Genomic DNA, 18976 nt, shown 5'->3' on the forward strand with positions numbered 1-18976 from the left:
AATCGCCGCAGCATGGCCTCCTGTTTTTATTTTGAAAACATTGGGGTGTAGAGATGAAAATAACTGTACAAAAATATGGAGGAACATCTGTCCGTGATGAAAAAGGGCGCACAAAGGCTGCCCGTCATGTAGCCAAAGCCATAGAAGAAGGATTTAAGGTTGTAGTGGTGGTTTCTGCCATGGGAAGAAAAGGGGAGCCTTATTCCACGGATACATTGCTCTCTTTGATTAATGGCAAGGAAACGAAAGTCAGTAACCGCGAACAAGATATCCTCCTTTCGTGCGGAGAGACAATCTCGACAATCGTATTTACAAACCTGCTTTTGGAGATGGGAATCAAAGCCTCTGCTTTAACAGGGGCTCAAGCCGGCTTCCTCACAAACAGTGACCATACCAATGCCAAAATCACGGATATGAAATGTGACAGGCTGATCGCTGAACTAACAGAAAACCAAGCAGTGGTAGTGGCTGGTTTTCAAGGTGTCTCCTCCAATGGGGACGTTACGACAATCGGGAGGGGCGGAAGCGATACGTCGGCTGCCGCTCTGGGCGCTGCCTTGAAGGCGGAATGGGTGGATATTTTTACAGATGTTGAGGGAATTATGACCGCTGACCCAAGAGTAACAGATAAAGCCAGACCGCTTTCCATTATTTCATACAACGAGGTATGCAACCTGGCAAACCAAGGAGCAAAGGTAATTCATCCCCGCGCAGTGGAAATTGCCATGGATGCAAGAATTCCTCTCAGAATCCGTTCCACCTATTCAGAGAATCTTGGAACATTGGTGACTTCGTTGGAGAAGAAAAGAGAAAGAGGGCTTGAAAACGGGACGATTACCGGGATAGCACACGTCGGGGGGCTTTCGCAGATAAAAGTTTTTGCAAAGAAAGAGCAATATAATCTCCAGTCAGAGGTATTCAAGGCGATGGCTAACGAAGATATATCGGTCGACTTTATCAACATATCGCCGCAAGGAGTCGTTTACACTGTTCCATCCCAACTGACCTCCAGAGCACACCGTGTCTTAAAGAACCTGGGGCATGAACCCTTGATCGAAACAGAATGTGCAAAAGTGTCAGTTGTTGGAGCAGGGATGAAGGGGGTTCCGGGTGTTACCGCTGCTATTGTTACAGCTCTTTCGGAGAATAACATCCGCATCCTTCAATCTGCAGACAGCCATACGACCATCTGGGTATTAATAAAAGAAAAAGATCTTATAACAGCAGTCAATGCTCTTCATGACTCTTTTCAATTAGAGGCAGAAGAGGGTAAACTAAGTATAGAAGAATGATAAGGAGTTGAGAACAGTGCATTTTGGCCGTGTATCTACAGCAATGGTTACACCATTTGACAACAAGGGAAACATTGATTTTCAAAAAACAACGTTACTTGTAAACTATCTGATTGAAAATGGAAGCGATTCTTTGGTTGTGGGAGGGACCACCGGAGAGTCTCCTACATTATCTCAAGAGGAGAAACTTGCGCTTTTCCGCCATGTGGTGAAAGCAGTGAATGGGAGGGTCCCTGTCATTGCAGGAACAGGAAGCAACAATACTTATGCTTCTGTAGAGTTTACAAAAAAAGCAGTCGAGACAGGTATCGATGCCATCATGGTAGTAGCACCTTATTACAATAAACCAAGCCAGGAAGGCATGTACCAGCACTTCAAGACAATAGCCGGGACAACTGAGCTTCCAGTCATGCTGTATAATGTCCCAGGCCGGGCAGTTGCTAAAATTTCACCGGAGACGGTTATCAGGCTGTCTGAAATAAGCAATATCACCGCTGTTAAAGATGCAAGCGGCGATCTGGATGCAATGACCGAAATCATCGCCAATACTCCTGAAGAGTTTCTTTTATACAGTGGAGATGATGGATTGACACTTCCTATCCTGTCTATAGGTGGAACTGGAATTGTTTCCGTAGCCTCCCATGTGCTCGGAAATGAGATGCAGGAAATGATTAAGACTTTTCTGGAAGGCAGTATTCGTGAAGCCTCTAAATTGCATGGCAGATTACTGCCGGTAATGAATGGGTTATTTGCGGCTCCAAGCCCGACACCGGTTAAGACTGCACTTCAATTAAAAGGAATGGATGTCGGCTCCGTAAGACTTCCACTCATCCCTTTAACGGAAGAAGAAAGAACAAGTCTCTCCAGATTGCTTGAAATGAAATAAGAGTAGATGCAAGGAAAGCAGCCGCACATTTATGGCTGCTTTTTTAATTCAGGGTCCTGAAAACCCTGGATATGCCGGGGGTTCCAGCGAGGTATAGAGCATCTCCCTTCATGAGGGGAGATGCAGGTTTTCCTAACACTTCTTTCCATTCAAGCAGGTTTACTTGTGAAGGACATGAATGATTTAAAATAAGCGGAATTTTTCCGGGTATGCTGCGAAATTGCATTTGATATGGGGTAAATAAGCGGAATTATTCCGCTTAAGCACAGCTAAATGGACCAGTTATCACATTTTTATAGCAAATAAACGGAATTTCTCCGCTTAATTTAGCTGTTTCTGGCGCAATTTTTAATATAAGCGGAATTTCTCCCCTTATTTCTTGAAATTTTTCATTTGGGATAAATTGCTGATAAGATCATTCAGTGGGCCTTTTAGGCAGAGGCCGGTAAGAGAGGCTTCAAACCGCAGAGCAAGAGGCTGGGACAAAAGTAGAAAACTAATTGATGCAAGTAGAAATCATCGAAAATAAAACCGCATGAGATCAAGGTTATATACTTGATCTCATGCGGTTCATTTTTGTTATTAGGCTCTTGTTATTTTTTAGATTAGGTTATCCGCCAGTTCCTGATCGTAGGCGGATTGGAGCGGAGTCGTGCACCTGGAGCGGAAATCCTTTCTTTATACTCAGACACATTCTTTTGAAAAGAGCTTTTAATAAGGTTTTGTCCCAGCCTCTTTGATTTAGTGAAGAGTCCGTGCTTCAAGTATGTGGTGCTTCCTTAGCTGCCTTGTATTTGAAAGCAGTCAAGATTTAAATTGAATATATGCTAATTAAATTAGCGCGGGAACAACTCATTTTTAAAAGCTGCGCCATTTTTTGCTGAAAAGTGTATAAATAACGCAGGAAGGATAAATACAGAGAGGCAGCGAATTAATATTAAACGTTAGAAAACTGCCGGAATACCATAATATTTTGAATTTATTGACCGATTAAGTTGATTTTCGTTGTAAAGATAAATTCGGATAAAGTATAATGTATCTAACTGATTAATGATCGGGAATCACAGCATAGGAGGAAAACGACATTGAGCAAGAAAAAGAATGAAAGTATTAAGATCATTCCCCTTGGTGGAGTAGGGGAAATAGGAAAGAACATGTATGTGATCGAAGTGGACGAAGAGATTTTTGTCATCGATGCAGGGTTGATGTTCCCTGAAGACGAAATGTTCGGGATTGATATGGTCATACCGGATATTCAGTATCTCGTGGAGAATAAAGAGCGGGTTAAAGGGATATTCCTTACCCATGGGCATGAAGACGCGATTGGCGCCATCACCTATGTTCTGAGAAAAATCAAAGCACCTGTTTACGGAACAAAACTCACTAATGCACTTGTAAAGGCGAGATTAAAAGATGAAGAATTTAATGCGGATATCAAATTCTTTAATGTCCATTCAGACAGCAAGTTGTTCTTTGACGGTGTGGATGTTACGTTCTTCAGGACAACACACAGCATTCCAGATTCTGTAGGAGTGTCGATCAACACATCGGAAGGCTCTATAGTACATACGGGTGAATTCAAATTTGACCAGGCAGCCAGAGGATTGTACCGCCCTGACATGGGCAAAATGGCAAAAATCGGTGATAATGGAGTGTTATGCCTGCTTTCTGACAGTACTGAAGCAGAAAGACCTGGCTATACAACTTCTGAAGAAGTAATTGCCAATCAGCTGAATTCAGCTTTCCATTCGGCTAAAAACAGAATTATCGTCGCTTGCTTTGCATCAAACTTGATCAGAATACAGCAGGTTTTTGATGCGGCTTATAAGAACAACCGAAAAGTTGCGGTAGTTGGAAAAAGTCTTGAAAGAGTATATGAAATCGCATTGAATATGGGATATCTGCAAATCAAAGAAGATGTTATCATACCGATTCAGGATATTTCGAAATACAATGATGATGAAGTGATCATTATTGCTACTGGAGATCAGGGAGAGCCATTTGAAGCACTTCAGAAAATGTCCAAGCAGACGCATAAGCTTCTGAACATCCAGGATGGCGATACTGTCTTAATTACTGCGACGCCTTCCCATGGAATGGAACTGACAATGTCTAAAACTGTAGACATGCTTTACCGGTCTGGTGCCAATGTCCTGACAGCGAATAAAAAAGTCCATGTTTCAGGGCATGGAAGCCAGGAAGATTTAAAGATGATGCTGAATTTGATGAAACCTAAATATTTCATCCCAATTCAAGGGGAATACAGAATGCTGATAGCGCATGCCAAGGTTGCCAATTCAGTCGGTATTTCCCATAATAGAGTGTTCATCCTTGATAAAGGGGATGTAGCACAATACAAAGATGGAAAAATGAAAATGAGCGGAAGAGTGCCGGCAGGAAATGTCCTCATTGACGGCATCGGTGTGGGAGATGTCGGTAATATTGTTCTTCGTGACCGAAAACTCCTTTCGCAGGATGGTATCTTCATTGTTGTAGTGACCTTGAGCCGAAAAGGAAAAATCCTGGTAACCGGGCCTGAAATTATCTCGCGTGGATTCGTATACGTCCGCGAGTCGGAAAAATTAATGGAAGAGTCGACACAGCTTGTAAAGAAAATCGTTGAGGGTTATCTTGCTAAAGGAACATTTGAATGGTCCAATATCAAGCAGGATATACGCGATCAACTGAATCATCTTCTTTTTGGCAAAACAAGAAGAAGACCAATGATCCTGCCCATCATCATGGAAGTATAATATTGAAGCAGAAAGAGCCGGCCGCGAGAGTGGACGGCTCTTTCCGTTGATATAAGTATTTTATGGCTTTAACGCATTATTAGAGCCAGTCTCCCATAGCGTTTTCTTAGCGGACTCGCATTCAGATTCCGCAGACTTCAACATTTTTAAAAACCATTAATGTCACCTTCCAAGCTGATTATGAATTGAAACACAAATACAGGAAAATACTATTCCTATTATGGCTGAAGAAGGAGTGTCTAAGGAATGAATTTTCATATGAATCAAAATCAGGCAGATAAGAATGAGGAAAAAGAAAAAGAGGGAAAACCAACTGGCTTAATGGAAAAAATTCAGCAGCTCGGGCAAACCAATGTCCCTCAGCTTTCGAGCGATTCAAACATCCATTGCTTAACGATTGTTGGACAGATTGAAGGGCATATGCAGCTTCCACCGCAGAATAAAACAACCAAGTATGAGCATGTCATTCCTCAACTGGTGGCAATAGAACAAAACCCGAAAATTGAAGGGCTTTTGATCGTACTCAATACAGTAGGAGGAGACGTAGAGGCAGGCCTGGCTATTTCTGAAATGCTGGCCTCCTTATCTAAGCCAACAGTCTCAATCGTATTGGGAGGCGGCCATTCCATAGGTGTACCTATCGCAGTATCATGTGATTACTCTTTCATCGCAGGTACAGCGACAATGACTATCCATCCTGTCAGACTGACTGGCCTGGTCATAGGTGTTCCACAGACTTTTGAATATCTGGATAAAATGCAGGATCGTGTCGTCAACTTTGTTACAAGACATTCAAAAGTTACTGAAGAAGATTTCAAAGAGCTCATGTTTGCAAAGGGTAATCTGACGAGGGACATCGGTACGAATGTGGTGGGTGAAGATGCAGTGAAGTATGGATTGATTGACGGTGTAGGCGGAGTAGGAGAAGCAATCAAGAAATTAAACGAGCTCATTTCTCTTAAAGTCGGAAGTAAAGAAGAAGGGATGCTGCAATGATCCTTTACACGACAGTCCCTCAGGAAATGATCTTTCCGGCTGAAGAAAGTGCCTACTCACAGCAGATGGTGATTGAATGGCAGGGTATTCCTCTGCTTGTTGAGCAATCAGAGCAGCAATACAGAGTGGTCAGGGTCATGAGCAGCAATCCGGATCACTATTTAAATGATCAAATCTGCCCTGGGCAGTATCTGCAAATGTAATCGTACCATTGTTTTTCGCCAAGGGGAGTATATGATATAATAAATGGAGAAAGCGGAAGTAAATAACATGTTTCTAACAGGCTTTCTCAAATATACGGGACTGGTATTTCCTGCTTGCGGCTGAAGCTGGAAATGCCAGCCCTTTCTTCATCTATAAGATGTTGTCATCAAGCGTCCTGGAAATTGGAATGTCCCGGATTATAAGCATACTAATAAGAATTTAGGTGAAAGAACTTTGGCGAAAAGAAAAAGAAGAAGCAGAAAGAAATCGTCCAACATTAAACAGACTATTAAATATGAACTGATTGGCATGCTGATGATAGCCCTCAGTTTAATTGCCATTATACAATTAGGTGCTGTTGGTAAAGCACTTGTCCATTTTTTTAGATTTTTTATGGGCGAGTGGTATATGGCTGCTTTCATCGCTCTATTGGTCATGGCGGGATATTTGATGGTGAAGAGGGAGATGCCAGCCTTTTTTACTAGAAGACTTGCCGGCATATACATAATTTTATTAAGCACCTTGCTTTTAAGTCATGTTAAGCTCTTTGAACTGCTTTCAAATGATGGTGCCTTTCAGAATCCGAGTGTGATTGCAAATACGTGGGAGCTGTACTGGATGGAAGTGCGCGGTGAAGCGAGCACCTCTGATATAGGGGGCGGGATGATTGGAGCAGTCTTATATGCTGTGTCTTTCTTCCTTTTTGAATCTGCTGGTACAAAAATCCTGTGCATGGCTTTGATTGCAATCGGGATTGTTTTGATCACCGGAAAGTCATTCGGATCCGCCCTGGGCAAAATGGGAGATACGACAACTGAATTTTTTGGAAACCAATGGCAGGCTTTCAGGGAAGATATAAGAGATTGGAAAGTAGAAAGAATTGAGAAAAAGGAAGAGAAGCAGCAGAGGAAGACGGAGAAGGTGAAGTCGAAATCAGAGGCTGAACCTGCAGAAGAGGTTTCAGATGAATTGAAGGTAGAGCCAATTATATCAAGTTTCAACGAAAGGGCCTATCCAGCCGAAACGAATTCTGCTTTAACTGATGAGGATGAGCAGGCAGTTCCAACCCAGCAGCCGGCCAATCAGGATGACTCTTCCTCTTCAGCTGTTGATGACGCCCCGCCGATTACATTTACAGAAGTGGAAAATAAAGATTATAAACTGCCGCCAATCTCCCTTTTAACTAGACCGATCCAGACGGACCAAAGCAATGAATACCAGATGATCCATGCCAATGCAGCGAAGCTTGAAAGAACGTTCCAAAGCTTTGGTGTGAAAGCAAAGGTAACACAGGTTCATCTTGGACCAGCTGTCACAAAGTATGAGGTGCACCCTGACACAGGGGTCAAGGTGAGTAAAATCGTCAATCTAAGTGACGACCTTGCTCTGGCTTTGGCAGCGAAGGATATCAGAATTGAAGCACCAATCCCGGGAAAATCCGCAATCGGAATTGAAGTGCCTAATTCTGAAGTCGCAATGGTGTCCTTGAGAGAAGTGCTGGAGTCCAAATCCAATGATAAGCCTAATTCGAAATTGTTGATAGGGCTTGGCAGAGACATAACAGGTGAAGCTGTATTGGCCGAGCTCAACAAAATGCCCCATCTTCTTGTTGCCGGTGCAACGGGAAGCGGAAAAAGTGTATGTATCAATGGCATCATCACGAGCATCCTGATGCGGGCGAAACCCCATGAAGTTAAATTGATGATGATCGATCCCAAAATGGTCGAGCTCAATGTATATAACGGTGTTCCTCATTTGCTTGCACCGGTTGTAACTGATGCCAAGAAAGCTTCACAGGCATTAAAGAAAGTTGTCAGTGAAATGGAGAGAAGGTATGAACTATTCTCCCATACTGGTACAAGAAATATTGAAGGGTACAACGAGCATATCAAGAGACATAACAAAGAAAATGAAGAAAAACAGCCTGAACTCCCTTACATTGTGGTCATTGTCGATGAGCTGGCCGACTTAATGATGGTTGCTTCGAGTGATGTGGAGGATGCAATCACGAGGCTTGCACAAATGGCCCGTGCCGCAGGGATCCATCTGATTATTGCCACACAACGCCCTTCTGTCGATGTCATTACGGGAGTCATTAAAGCGAATATCCCATCGAGGATTGCATTTGCTGTTTCTTCCCAGACGGATTCACGTACCATCCTGGATACCGGAGGGGCAGAGAAACTGCTTGGCCGCGGTGACATGCTGTTCACGCCAGTTGGCGCATCTAAACCAACAAGGGTGCAGGGTGCATTTTTATCAGATGAAGAAGTTGAAGAGATTGTCGATTATGTAATCGGCCAGCAGAGAGCTCAATATCAAGAGGAAATGATCCCTGATGAAGTGCCGGAGGGAAGCAGCTCCGCTTCAATAGAGGATGATCTATATGACGAAGCGGTTCAGTTGATAGCAGAAATGCAGACAGCCTCTGTTTCCATGCTTCAGAGGAGATTTAGGATTGGCTATACCCGTGCAGCCAGATTAATAGATGGAATGGAAGAGCGAGGGGTGGTCGGTCCCTATGAGGGAAGCAAACCTAGGACGGTACTCATCGGCAAGCCTTCAGAGGAACATACGTCATAATATAGCTCTGACTGCCTGGGTCATCCCGGGCAGTTTTTTTGTATGTAATATTTAATAAAGGCTCTTTTCGTTAACTTTGTTGCTATTAAATATAATTCTCGTAAGCTAAGGCGATAATTCACCGGAATCACCCTGTTAAGCAAGAAAGAAAAGAGCTTCTCCCTCCGTTAAGAGAGAAAATCTTTGTCTCCGAGGAAAAATAAGTCTCTTGGGATTTTTCCAAAGTAACAATATAATAAGTCACTATGTAGTTAAACCCAGGAGAATCACCTTAATTAAATAGGGTAACTCATTCAAATTCTTGAATTAATGAAAGCGATTTATTAGTTGTAAAGAAATAATTACTACTTTAAAAGGTCAGACCTCTAGCCTTCTCTAGTATAAATGTGTTATACTTTTAAAAGCGTTTACATTAAGCTTTCTTCTTAAGAGAAGTATACAGAAAAGGAATTATCAGCCAAAAGACAGCCCTTTCACCGGAAGTGAAAATTTTGAATTTTTTGATTTTCTGGTTTTTTCGACAAAAATCTAATAATCTATTTATTTATTTTTTAAAAATGATATAGTATTTTGGATTAGTAGGAAAGATATACATCAAAGTATGTGCTTGGGAAGAAATGGTGGTGGTTCTTGGATGACAATAAAAGCAGATAATAGGCATTTGTACTTACAGGTGATCGATCGTCTAAAAAAAGACATCGAAGATGGTCAGTATAAAGAGAAAGAAAAGCTGCCTTCTGAATTCGATCTTGCGAAACAGCTTGGGGTCAGCAGGGCGACTCTGAGAGAAGCTTTACGCATTCTTGAAGAAGAAAATGTCATTATCCGCAGGCACGGGGTTGGAACTTTTGTAAACGCTAAGCCGCTCTTCACTTCGGGGATAGAGCAGTTGAATAGTGTCACGAACATGATAAAGCATGCAGGTATGGAACCTGGGACCATTTTCTTAAGCTCAAGCTTCCAAGGCGCGACAGATGAAGATATCCGTCGATTTTCACTGGAAGAAGAAGAGGAACTCGTCATGGTCGAACGTGTACGGACAGCAAACGGGGAACCGGTTGTATACTGTGTGGACAAAATGCCATCCAGTGTGTATCCGCGCAAGTTCACAACTGATGTCAACTCTCTCTTTCAAGTTCTTGAACAGGAAGAGAACAAAAGGATCACGTATGCTGTTACGCAAATCGAACCGGTGGGATATCATGAAAGAATTTCCCCTATACTCAATTGCGAACCGGAATCTGCTTTGCTTGTTCTTAAGCAAATGCATTTTGATGAGAATGATCATCCGATTCTTTATTCAGTCAATTATTTCCGTTCGGACAAGTTCAGTTTCCAAGTGTTAAGAAAGCGGGTATGAGCAATTCTGTAAATCCAGTATTCTTCTTACTACATCAGCAATATCAACAACATCAATATAATTACAGGGGGTAACCAAGGTGAAAAAACGTAAATTTGGTATAGCGCTTTCCATGGTTCTTGCAGCAGGTACATTTCTTGGGGCATGCGGAAATAATGGTAATGACGGTGAAGACGTAGCACCAGCAAATAATGGTGAAGGAGATGTTTTCACGACAGCAATGGTTACTGACGTGGGCGGCGTGGATGATAAATCTTTCAACCAATCTGCTTGGGAAGGCCTTGAGGCATTTGGCCAGGATAATGGACTGGAAGAAGGTACAGATGGTTATGATTACATTTCATCAAAATCTGATGCTGACTATAAAACAAACTTAAATACAGCCGTGCGAAACAACTTTGACCTTATCTACGGTATCGGCTATAAATTAAAGCCTGCTATCGAAGAAGTGGCTAAACAACGTGAAGAGAGCAATTTTGTTATTGTTGATGAAGTTATCGAAGGAGTCGATAATGTTGCCAGCGTAACTTTCAAGGAACATGAAGGATCTTTCCTTGTTGGAGTGGTAGCAGGTCTTACTACTAAATCAAACAAAGTAGGTTTCATCGGCGGAACTGATTCTGACTTGATCAACAAGTTTGCTGCCGGATTCCAAGCGGGTGTTAAAGCAGTAAACCCTGAAGCAGAAGTTGACATTCAATTTGCTGGTGCTTTTGATAAAGCGGATAAAGGTCAATCTATGGCAGCTTCAATGTATCAATCTGGAAGTGACATCATTTACCATGCTGCAGGCGGAACTGGTAATGGAGTATTTACAGAAGCGAAAAACCGTAAACAACAAGATCCTGATTCAGAGCTATGGGTAATCGGAGTAGACCGTGACCAGGCTGCTGAAGGTTCGGTTACTGTTGATGGTGAAGAAATGAACATTACTTTGACTTCAATGGTCAAGCGTGTAGATACTGCGGTTATTGATATTGCTGAAAGAGCTATGGACGGAGAATTCCCTGGCGGTGAAACTGTCGAGTACGGCTTGGAAGACGATGGTGTAGGAATTGCTCCGACACAAGATAACTTGTCTGAAGAAGTGTTAACTGCAGTCGATGAGTGGAAAGAAAAAATCGTAAATGGTGAAGTTGAAGTTCCAACTAAACCAGAATAATTGATTGCCATATTGGCGGGGAAAGAGCAAAGGCTCATTTCCCGCCAATTAATGAAAAAGTTTAAATAAAAAGTAGAATTTTTGATTCTGCTTTTTATTTAGGGGTTTTTCAGGGGACTTAATTCCTAAATTCAAACTGTTTAAAAGTCTGACTTCATACTTTAATGAAAGACTCTATTTATAGCAAGGAGTGAATCTGGGTGGAATATGTTATTGAAATGTTGAATATTCGCAAAGAATTTCCTGGTATCGTGGCTAACGATGATATAACCCTTCAATTAAAGCCGGGCGAAATCCATGCGCTCCTGGGGGAAAATGGTGCCGGAAAATCTACACTAATGAACGTTCTTTTTGGTCTCTATCAACCTGAAAAGGGTGAAATCAGAGTCAATGGAAAAAGTGTCAAAATTACCAATCCCAATATTGCCAATAATCTGGGGATCGGTATGGTCCATCAGCATTTTATGCTTGTGGATACCTTTACGGTTACAGAAAATATAATCCTGGGCAAGGAACCTAAATCAGGCGGTAAAATCGATATTAAAAAGGCAGAACAGGAAGTGCGGGAGATTTCAGATCGTTACGGACTTGCGGTAGATCCTCAAGCTAAGATATCTGATATTTCCGTTGGGATGCAGCAGCGCGTCGAGATACTGAAGACATTATACCGCGGAGCAGAAATCCTGATATTTGATGAACCGACAGCCGTATTGACGCCACAGGAAATCAAAGAGCTTATAGTAATAATGAAAACACTAATAAAAGAAGGTAAATCCATCATCCTCATAACTCACAAACTGAAAGAAATCATGGAAGTTTGTGATCGGTGCACCGTCATCAGAAAAGGTCAGGGAATCGGCACAGTGACTGTGGAAGAAACAGATGTAAATGAACTTGCAAGCCTGATGGTTGGCAGGGAAGTTACCTTTAAAACCGAGAAAAGCCCTGCCGCTCCGAATGAGCCTGTTTTAGAAATAGAAAACCTCAGAGTAAAAGATTCTCGGGGAGTTGAGGCAGTAAGAGGGCTGAACCTTACTGTGAGAGCAGGGGAAATTGTAGGGATTGCCGGTGTGGACGGAAATGGCCAGACAGAGCTTATTGAAGCAATTGCAGGACTGCATAAAACGGCAAGCGGCTCTATAAAACTGAACGGAAAAGAAATACAAAATCATAAGCCCCGTAAAATTACGGAGTCGGGTCTTGCCCATATTCCACAGGACCGCCATAAACATGGTCTTGTTCTTGATTTTCCAATTGGTGAAAACATGGTGCTGCAAACCTATTACCAAAAACCTTACTCCAAATCAGGGGTAATGAATTTTAAGCAGGTTTACAAAAAAGCTGCTTCATTAATTGGTGAATATGACGTCCGCACACCTAGTGAATATACACTTGCAAGATCTTTATCTGGCGGAAATCAGCAAAAGGCAATTATCGGGCGTGAAATCGACAGAGATCCTGATCTTTTAATTGCTGCACAGCCTACGCGCGGGCTGGATGTTGGGGCAATCGAATTCATTCACAGCCGCTTAATCGAACAGCGCGACAACAATAAAGCAGTTCTATTGCTTTCATTTGAACTTGATGAAATTATAAACGTCAGTGACCGGATTGCTGTAATTTATGAAGGTGAGATCGTGGCGATCGTCGACCCTAAAGAAACAACAGAACAAGAGTTGGGGCTGTTGATGGCTGGTTCCAAACGCAAGAAAGAAGGTGACTCTGTCAATGTCTAGGAAGTATCAAAATATATTAATCCCGGTTATTTCTGTCATTCTGGGTCTGCTGGCTGGTGCAATTATCATGCTTATCACCGGATATAATCCTATAGAAGGCTATGCGGCACTATGGAGCGGAGCTTTTGGTGACAGATTCTATGTCGGGGAAACGGTGAGACAGGTTATTCCCTATATACTCGCGGGCTTGGCGGTAGCATTTGCTTTCCGTACAGGTTTGTTCAATATCGGAGTGGAAGGACAGCTTTTGGTCGGCTGGACAGCTTCCGTATGGGTAGGGCTTGCTTTCGATCTTCCTAAGATCATTCATCTCCCTTTATCTATAATTGCAGCTGCAGCAGCCGGGGCTTTATGGGGACTTGTTCCTGGTATCCTGAAAGCTAAATGGCGCGTTCATGAAGTAATTGTAACGATTATGATGAACTACATTGCACTTTATACTACTAATTATCTTATTAGAAATGTCATTGCCGATGAATCAGATGCGACCGGAAGCATTCCGGAGTCAGCTTCATTAAAAAGTGGTTTTTTCGAAACTCTGACTGACTATTCAACTCTTCATAATGGAATCTATTTAGCTGTTGCTGCTGCAATCCTGATGTGGTTCTTGCTGGAAAAAACAACAACAGGCTACGAGCTGCGTTCAGTTGGATTCAACCAGCATGCTTCCCAGTATGCCGGAATGAATGTGAACAAAAACATCGTTCTTTCTATGGTCATCTCAGGTGCTTTCGCTGGTTTGGCAGGAGCCATGGAAGGGCTTGGAACTTTCGGTTTTGCATTCTTGCATTCCAGCTTTTCCGGCGTTGGCTTTGATGGAATCGCGGTTGCTTTGCTTGGAGGCAATGCAGCTTTGGGTGTTATATTGGCAGCTATACTTTTCGGTGGTTTAAAGGTAGGATCCTTGAATATGCCGCTTGAATCAGGTGTGCCAAATGAACTTGTTGAAATTGTTATTGCCTTGATTATATTCTTTGTGGCTTCCAGCTATATGATCAGATGGCTGTTGAATCGTTCGAAAAAGGGGGTGAAATAAGTGGGTATTATGACAATTTTGGAGATCATTATTTCTTCAACTCTGGTTGTGGCAGCTCCGCTTATTTTCACTGCATTGGGTGGAGTGTTCTCTGAACGCTCTGGAGTAGTCAATATCGGTCTCGAAGGCCTGATGGTCATCGGTGCTTTCGCCGCCATCGTTTTTAACCTTACCTTTGCATCAACATTCGGTGCAGCTACTCCTTGGGTAGCGCTGCTGGCTGCGATGGCTGTCGGAGGACTGCTTTCGCTGCTTCACGCACTTGCTTCCATCACATTCCGTGCGGATCAGGTTGTCAGCGGTGTTGCAATTAACTTTCTTGCATTAGGTGCTGGTTTGTTCCTTGTAAAACTCATTTATGATAAAGGACAAACAGATATCATCCGTACAGAGAACAGCTTTAAGAAAATCGATATTCCATTTTTAAGTGATATTCCTGTCATTGGAAACCTGTTCTTCAGCCGTATGACCTATACCGCTTATATCGCTATCATCCTTGCGTTTGTAGTGTGGTACATTCTTTATAAAACACCATTCGGCTTGAGGCTCCGCTCTGTAGGAGAACATCCTATGGCTGCGGATACTATGGGAATCAATGTTACAAAGATGCGCTATATTGGTGTTTTTATCTCCGGGATTCTTGGAGGACTTGGAGGAGCGGTATACGCTCAATCGATTTCTTTGGATTTCAGCCATTCCACCATTACCGGACAAGGATTCATGGCACTTGCTGCAATGATTTTTGGGAAATGGAATCCCCTCGGTGCAATGGGCGCTGCACTTTTCTTCGGATTTGCACAGAGCTTAAGCATAGTGGGATCAAGCATACCATTATTTGAAAATGTACCAAGTGTTTACTTGCAGATTGCACCTTACGTCTTGACCATCCTTGCTCTTGCAGGATTCATAGGACGTGCGGATGCACCGAAAGCTCTTGGAAATCCATATATAAAAGGAAGCAGATAATCCTTCCTTGTATCTTTAAGCGGAAAACGTAAATGTTTTCCGCATTTTTTATTAGTTTTACATATGGCTGTGGTTCTCTATGCAAGCTTGTATCTTAGTAAATCGTTATACAAAGCTCATTCTTACATAGTTCTCCATTTAAACAGCACACTAGTCGTTGTGCACTTCTGAGCCCTGCACCTGGAGTGGAATCTTTTTACGGAAAACAAGATACAAAGAAATGCTATCGATTTTTCTGCATATAATAGATAAAATGCGGGTAGGAAACTATGGCACCTCAGTTGGCAAAGGAGGTAAAAACTTGAAAGAGTTAAAGTCTTGCATGTATAGTTAAAGAGAATTTACATCAAAATAAATATAATATCCAGGTCTTTCAATGTATAAGCTAAACCTTTGTAAAACAAGTTTGCAATAAGGATTTTTGTCAGCAAAAGGAGGATGGCTAAATGTCTAAAGTCAATGAAGTGGTCAAAACGAAAAGTGGTTATTCGTTACATATTGTCCAGACGGATAAGTATAAGACAAACACCCTTGTATGGAGAATGAAGTCTCCTTTAAAAGCAGATGAAGTGACGCCGAGAGGGCTTCTTCCTCATGTGCTTCAGAGCAGTTCCAAGAAATACCCGAGTACAACCGCTCTCCGTTCCTACCTAGATGAATTGTACGGTGCGAATTTTTTTGTGGACCTTGCTAAAAAAGGTGAATATCACGTAATGAGCTTTTCCATCGAGGTCGCTAATGAGAAATTCCTGAAGGATTCAGAGCCTCTATTGAGAAAAGGGCTGCAATTTCTTGCGGATGTTGTCCTGGCACCAAATGTGGAACAGAATTCGTTTCATGCAGAAACAGTGGAAAAAGAGAAGAAAAACCAAAAGGTCAGGATTCAGTCTGTATTTGATGACAAGATGAGATATGCGAATTCTCGTCTTGTAGAGGAAATGTGCAAGGGAGAACCTTATTCACTTCATCCAAACGGAATCTTGGAACAAGTGGAGAAGACTTCGGCGGAAAGCCTATATAAGTATTACCAAGAAGCTATTCAAAACGATGAAATTGATCTCTATGTAATAGGGGACGTCGACACAGAGGAAGCAGAAAAAATGTGTGAAGAAATTTTTTCTTTGCAGAACAGGAATGCTGAAATAATCCAAGATACCACGTCCGCTCCTGCTGAAGATGTCAATGAGGTCATCGAAAGGCTGGATGTGAAGCAAGGCAAGTTAAATATCGGCTATCGGACAAATGTAGCCTATGGCGCGGACGATTATTGGTCGCTGCAAGTGTTCAATGGAGTATTCGGAGGCTTTTCTCACTCCAAGTTATTCATTAATGTACGTGAGAAGGCGAGTCTTGCCTATTATGCTGCCAGTAGATTGGAAAGCCATAAAGGGTTGATGATGGTAATGTCGGGAATCGACGGCAAGAATTATGATCAGGCAGTGACCATTATTAAAGAACAGATGCAGGCAATGAAAAACGGAGACTTTACAGAAGGGGACATTCAGCAGACTAAAGCGGTGATCAGGAACCAGCTTCTTGAAACCATCGACACCCCTAGAGGCATTGTGGAAATCCTTTATCATAATGTCATTTCAGGGCAGAGGATAGAGCTTGATCATTGGCTCGAAAGCATAGAAAAGGTTACAAAAGAAGAAATCACCGCTGTTGCTCAAAAAGTAAATATGGATACCATCTATTTTCTTACAGGAATGGAGGGATAAAGGGATGGAAAAAATCTCATTCGATCAGTTGCAGGAAGAATTATATTATGAAAAAATGGATAACGGATTACAGGTATATGTACTCCCTAAAAAGGGATTCAATAAAACATACGCAACTTTTACCACAAAGTATGGTTCTATAGATAATCATTTTGTTCCAAAAGGCAGTACGGAATTTTCAAAGGTTCCGGATGGAATCGCCCATTTCTTGGAGCATAAGCTCTTTGAAAAAGAAGATGAAGACGTATTTCAGAAGTTCAGTAAGCAGGGCGCTTCCGCCAATGCATTCACATCCTTTACTAGAACTGCCTATCTTTTCTCCTCAACATCCGAAGTGGAGAAGAATCTGGAAACGTTGATTGATTTTGTTCAGGCTCCATACTTTACTGAAAGTACAGTGGAAAAAGAAAAAGGCATCATCGGACAGGAAATCACAATGTACGATGATAACGCTGATTGGCGCTTGTACTTTGGAGTCATCCAAAATATGTATCATAATCATCCGGTTAAAATTGACATTGCGGGAACCATTGAATCCATTTCTCATATTACCAAGGATATGCTTTATCAATGCTATGAGACTTTTTACCATCCAAGCAACATGCTTATGTTCATAGTAGGTGCTGTCGAACCTGAAAAAATCATAAACCAGGTCAGGGATAATCAACGTAAAAAAGATTACAAAGAAATGTCTGAAATTAAGCGTCGATTCGATGAAGAACCAGTAGAGGCAGCAGAGAAAAATCAGGTCCTCCATATGAATGTCCAAACCCCGAAATGCCTGGTGGGTGTAAAAGCGGTCAATACTGATCTGCAAGGGAAGGATATGTTAAGACACGAGTTGTCCATGAATATAGCACTAGACATGCTGTTCGGAAAAAGCTCAGAGAATTATTTTTCGTTATATAACGATGGACTGATTGACGAAACATTCCATTATGACTTTACCCAGGAAAGTGGTTTTGGTTTTGCGATTCTCGGCGGTGATACAGAGCAACCGGATGAGATGGCAGATCGAATTACTGACATTCTCTTAAATGCAAAGGAAGGTAAAACTCTTACAGAAGAAGCTTTGGAGAGGACGAAGAAGAAAAAAATCGGGGCATTCCTGAGAGCGGTCAATTCACCTGAGTATATCGCCAATCAATTCACACGCTATGCTTTTAATGAAATGGACTTATTCGATGTCGTGCCAACTCTTGAAACGATCACCTTCGAAGATATACGCTCGGTAGTGTCCGAGTATTTTGATGAAAACAGATTCACTGTCTGTCAGGTGGTTCCTAAAGAACAATAAATTGATTTTTCAACTATATAAGAGGCGCCACACATGGAACAAATGCCCGGCAGGAATTGAGGGAAGACAGCCTCAATTCCTGGCGGTCCTTTTGTTTAAAAACAATGGAAAGCGCCCTTCTCTGCTTTAAAAAAGGGGTGCAGGAGAAATATGACAAAATTTGCTTTGATAACAGGTTCCTCAGGGGGGATCGGCAGACAAACAGCCCTAACATTAGCGGAAAAAGGATGGAATTTATACCTGCATTATCATTCTAATCAAAGGGCAGTTGAAGAACTTCTAAGAGAAATAGAAAAATTTGATGGAGAATACATACCTGTGAAAGCGGATCTCTCGACGGAAAGTGGTCCTGAAAAGCTGCTTTCCCATATTTTCCATGTTGATGCCCTGATTTATTCCAGCGGAAAGCCGTTGTATGGATTATTTCAGGATATCCCGAATGACGAAATGAATGAAATGTGGAATCTTAATGTGAAATCCTTAATGAAGATCATGCAAGGGCTTCTGCCTAAATTATTGCAAAGCCCTATTGGAAGTGCTGTAGTTGTCAGTTCCATATGGGGACAAACAGGAGCTGCTTGTGAAGTAATGTATTCTTCTGTGAAAGGTGCTCAGTTAGCGTTTGTGAAGTCTCTGAGCAAAGAGCTGGGCAGAAGCAGTATCAGAGTGAATGCCGTTGCCCCGGGAGCAGTCAAGACCGAAATGATGAACAGTTTTACAACAGATGAACTTTCTGAAATAGCTGATGAAATTCCAATGGGGAGAATGGGTGAACCTTCCGAAGTTGCCGATGCCATTGAATTTTTACTTTCTCCACGATCATCCTATATTACGGGACAGGTCCTTTCAGTAAACGGAGGCTGGTATACATGACTTTAGTGCTTTGGAAAGGAATTTCTTTAAGGTCATGAATATTTTCTTTTCGAAGATGCAAACTAAGCTTGTATTTCTTAAGGAAATGCATGGCCTTGTCTTTGCAGAATA

General features: G+C 42.1%; 14 protein-coding genes. All 14 read left to right on the forward strand.

The features are described from left to right. The first annotated feature begins 53 nt into the window (after nucleotides 1–53). The 14 genes from dapG (at nucleotide 54) to ymfI (ending at nucleotide 18865) form a co-directional block, all read left to right on the forward strand. Entirely contained in the window at nucleotides 54–1292 is a 1239-nt protein-coding gene (gene dapG / locus B9Z54_RS18920; RefSeq protein ID WP_113929945.1) for an aspartate kinase, read from the forward strand. Between the two features lie 16 nt (nucleotides 1293–1308). After that, nucleotides 1309–2178: a 4-hydroxy-tetrahydrodipicolinate synthase gene (gene dapA, locus B9Z54_RS18925; protein WP_262370853.1), complete on the forward strand. Its 870-nt coding sequence runs from the start codon at nucleotides 1309–1311 to the stop codon at nucleotides 2176–2178. A 1085-nt stretch (nucleotides 2179–3263) separates the two neighbouring features. After that, nucleotides 3264–4931, forward strand: coding sequence for a ribonuclease J (locus B9Z54_RS18930; RefSeq protein ID WP_113929946.1), 1668 nt, complete (start codon nucleotides 3264–3266; stop codon nucleotides 4929–4931). A 246-nt stretch (nucleotides 4932–5177) separates the two neighbouring features. Continuing rightward, the gene (locus B9Z54_RS18935) at nucleotides 5178–5927 is read left to right on the forward strand and encodes a ClpP family protease (RefSeq protein ID WP_397541223.1); all 750 of its coding nucleotides are present in this window, start codon (nucleotides 5178–5180) and stop codon (nucleotides 5925–5927) included. Continuing rightward, nucleotides 5924–6130 (forward strand): YlzJ-like family protein, encoded by a 207-nt coding sequence (locus tag B9Z54_RS18940; RefSeq protein WP_113929947.1) that lies wholly within the window; start codon nucleotides 5924–5926, stop codon nucleotides 6128–6130. The genes B9Z54_RS18935 and B9Z54_RS18940 overlap by 4 nt, the downstream gene beginning before the upstream one ends. Before the next feature lie 235 nt (nucleotides 6131–6365). Continuing rightward, nucleotides 6366–8714, forward strand: a complete 2349-nt coding sequence (locus B9Z54_RS18945; RefSeq protein WP_113929948.1) for an FtsK/SpoIIIE family DNA translocase — start codon at nucleotides 6366–6368, stop codon at nucleotides 8712–8714. A 634-nt stretch (nucleotides 8715–9348) separates the two neighbouring features. Further along, complete coding sequence (locus tag B9Z54_RS18950) at nucleotides 9349–10074, forward strand: GntR family transcriptional regulator (protein ID WP_113929949.1); 726 nt, start codon at nucleotides 9349–9351, stop codon at nucleotides 10072–10074. A 79-nt stretch (nucleotides 10075–10153) separates the two neighbouring features. Further along, nucleotides 10154–11236, forward strand: coding sequence for a BMP family lipoprotein (locus tag B9Z54_RS18955; RefSeq protein ID WP_113929950.1), 1083 nt, complete (start codon nucleotides 10154–10156; stop codon nucleotides 11234–11236). 200 nt (nucleotides 11237–11436) lie between these two features. Further along, the gene (locus tag B9Z54_RS18960) at nucleotides 11437–12972 is read left to right on the forward strand and encodes an ABC transporter ATP-binding protein (protein ID WP_113929951.1); all 1536 of its coding nucleotides are present in this window, start codon (nucleotides 11437–11439) and stop codon (nucleotides 12970–12972) included. Next, nucleotides 12965–14008 (forward strand): ABC transporter permease, encoded by a 1044-nt coding sequence (locus B9Z54_RS18965; RefSeq protein ID WP_113929952.1) that lies wholly within the window; start codon nucleotides 12965–12967, stop codon nucleotides 14006–14008. The genes B9Z54_RS18960 and B9Z54_RS18965 overlap by 8 nt, the downstream gene beginning before the upstream one ends. Further along, nucleotides 14009–14974 carry an ABC transporter permease gene (locus tag B9Z54_RS18970; protein WP_113929953.1) on the forward strand — a complete coding sequence of 322 codons (966 nt, stop codon included), beginning with the start codon at nucleotides 14009–14011 and terminating at the stop codon, nucleotides 14972–14974. It abuts the gene before it with no gap. 446 nt (nucleotides 14975–15420) lie between these two features. Continuing rightward, entirely contained in the window at nucleotides 15421–16695 is a 1275-nt protein-coding gene (gene yfmF / locus B9Z54_RS18975) for an EF-P 5-aminopentanol modification-associated protein YfmF (protein ID WP_113929954.1), read from the forward strand. A gap of 4 nt (nucleotides 16696–16699) precedes the next feature. Beyond that, nucleotides 16700–17992, forward strand: a complete 1293-nt coding sequence (yfmH, locus tag B9Z54_RS18980; protein ID WP_113929955.1) for an EF-P 5-aminopentanol modification-associated protein YfmH — start codon at nucleotides 16700–16702, stop codon at nucleotides 17990–17992. Nucleotides 17993–18142: 150 nt separating this feature from the next. Beyond that, nucleotides 18143–18865 carry an elongation factor P 5-aminopentanone reductase gene (gene ymfI, locus B9Z54_RS18985; RefSeq protein WP_113929956.1) on the forward strand — a complete coding sequence of 241 codons (723 nt, stop codon included), beginning with the start codon at nucleotides 18143–18145 and terminating at the stop codon, nucleotides 18863–18865. Nucleotides 18866–18976: the final 111 nt, after the last annotated feature.

The organism is Bacillus sp. P14.5 (assembly GCF_003316765.1).
Taxonomy (GTDB): Bacteria; Bacillota; Bacilli; order Bacillales; family Bacillaceae_B; genus Rossellomorea.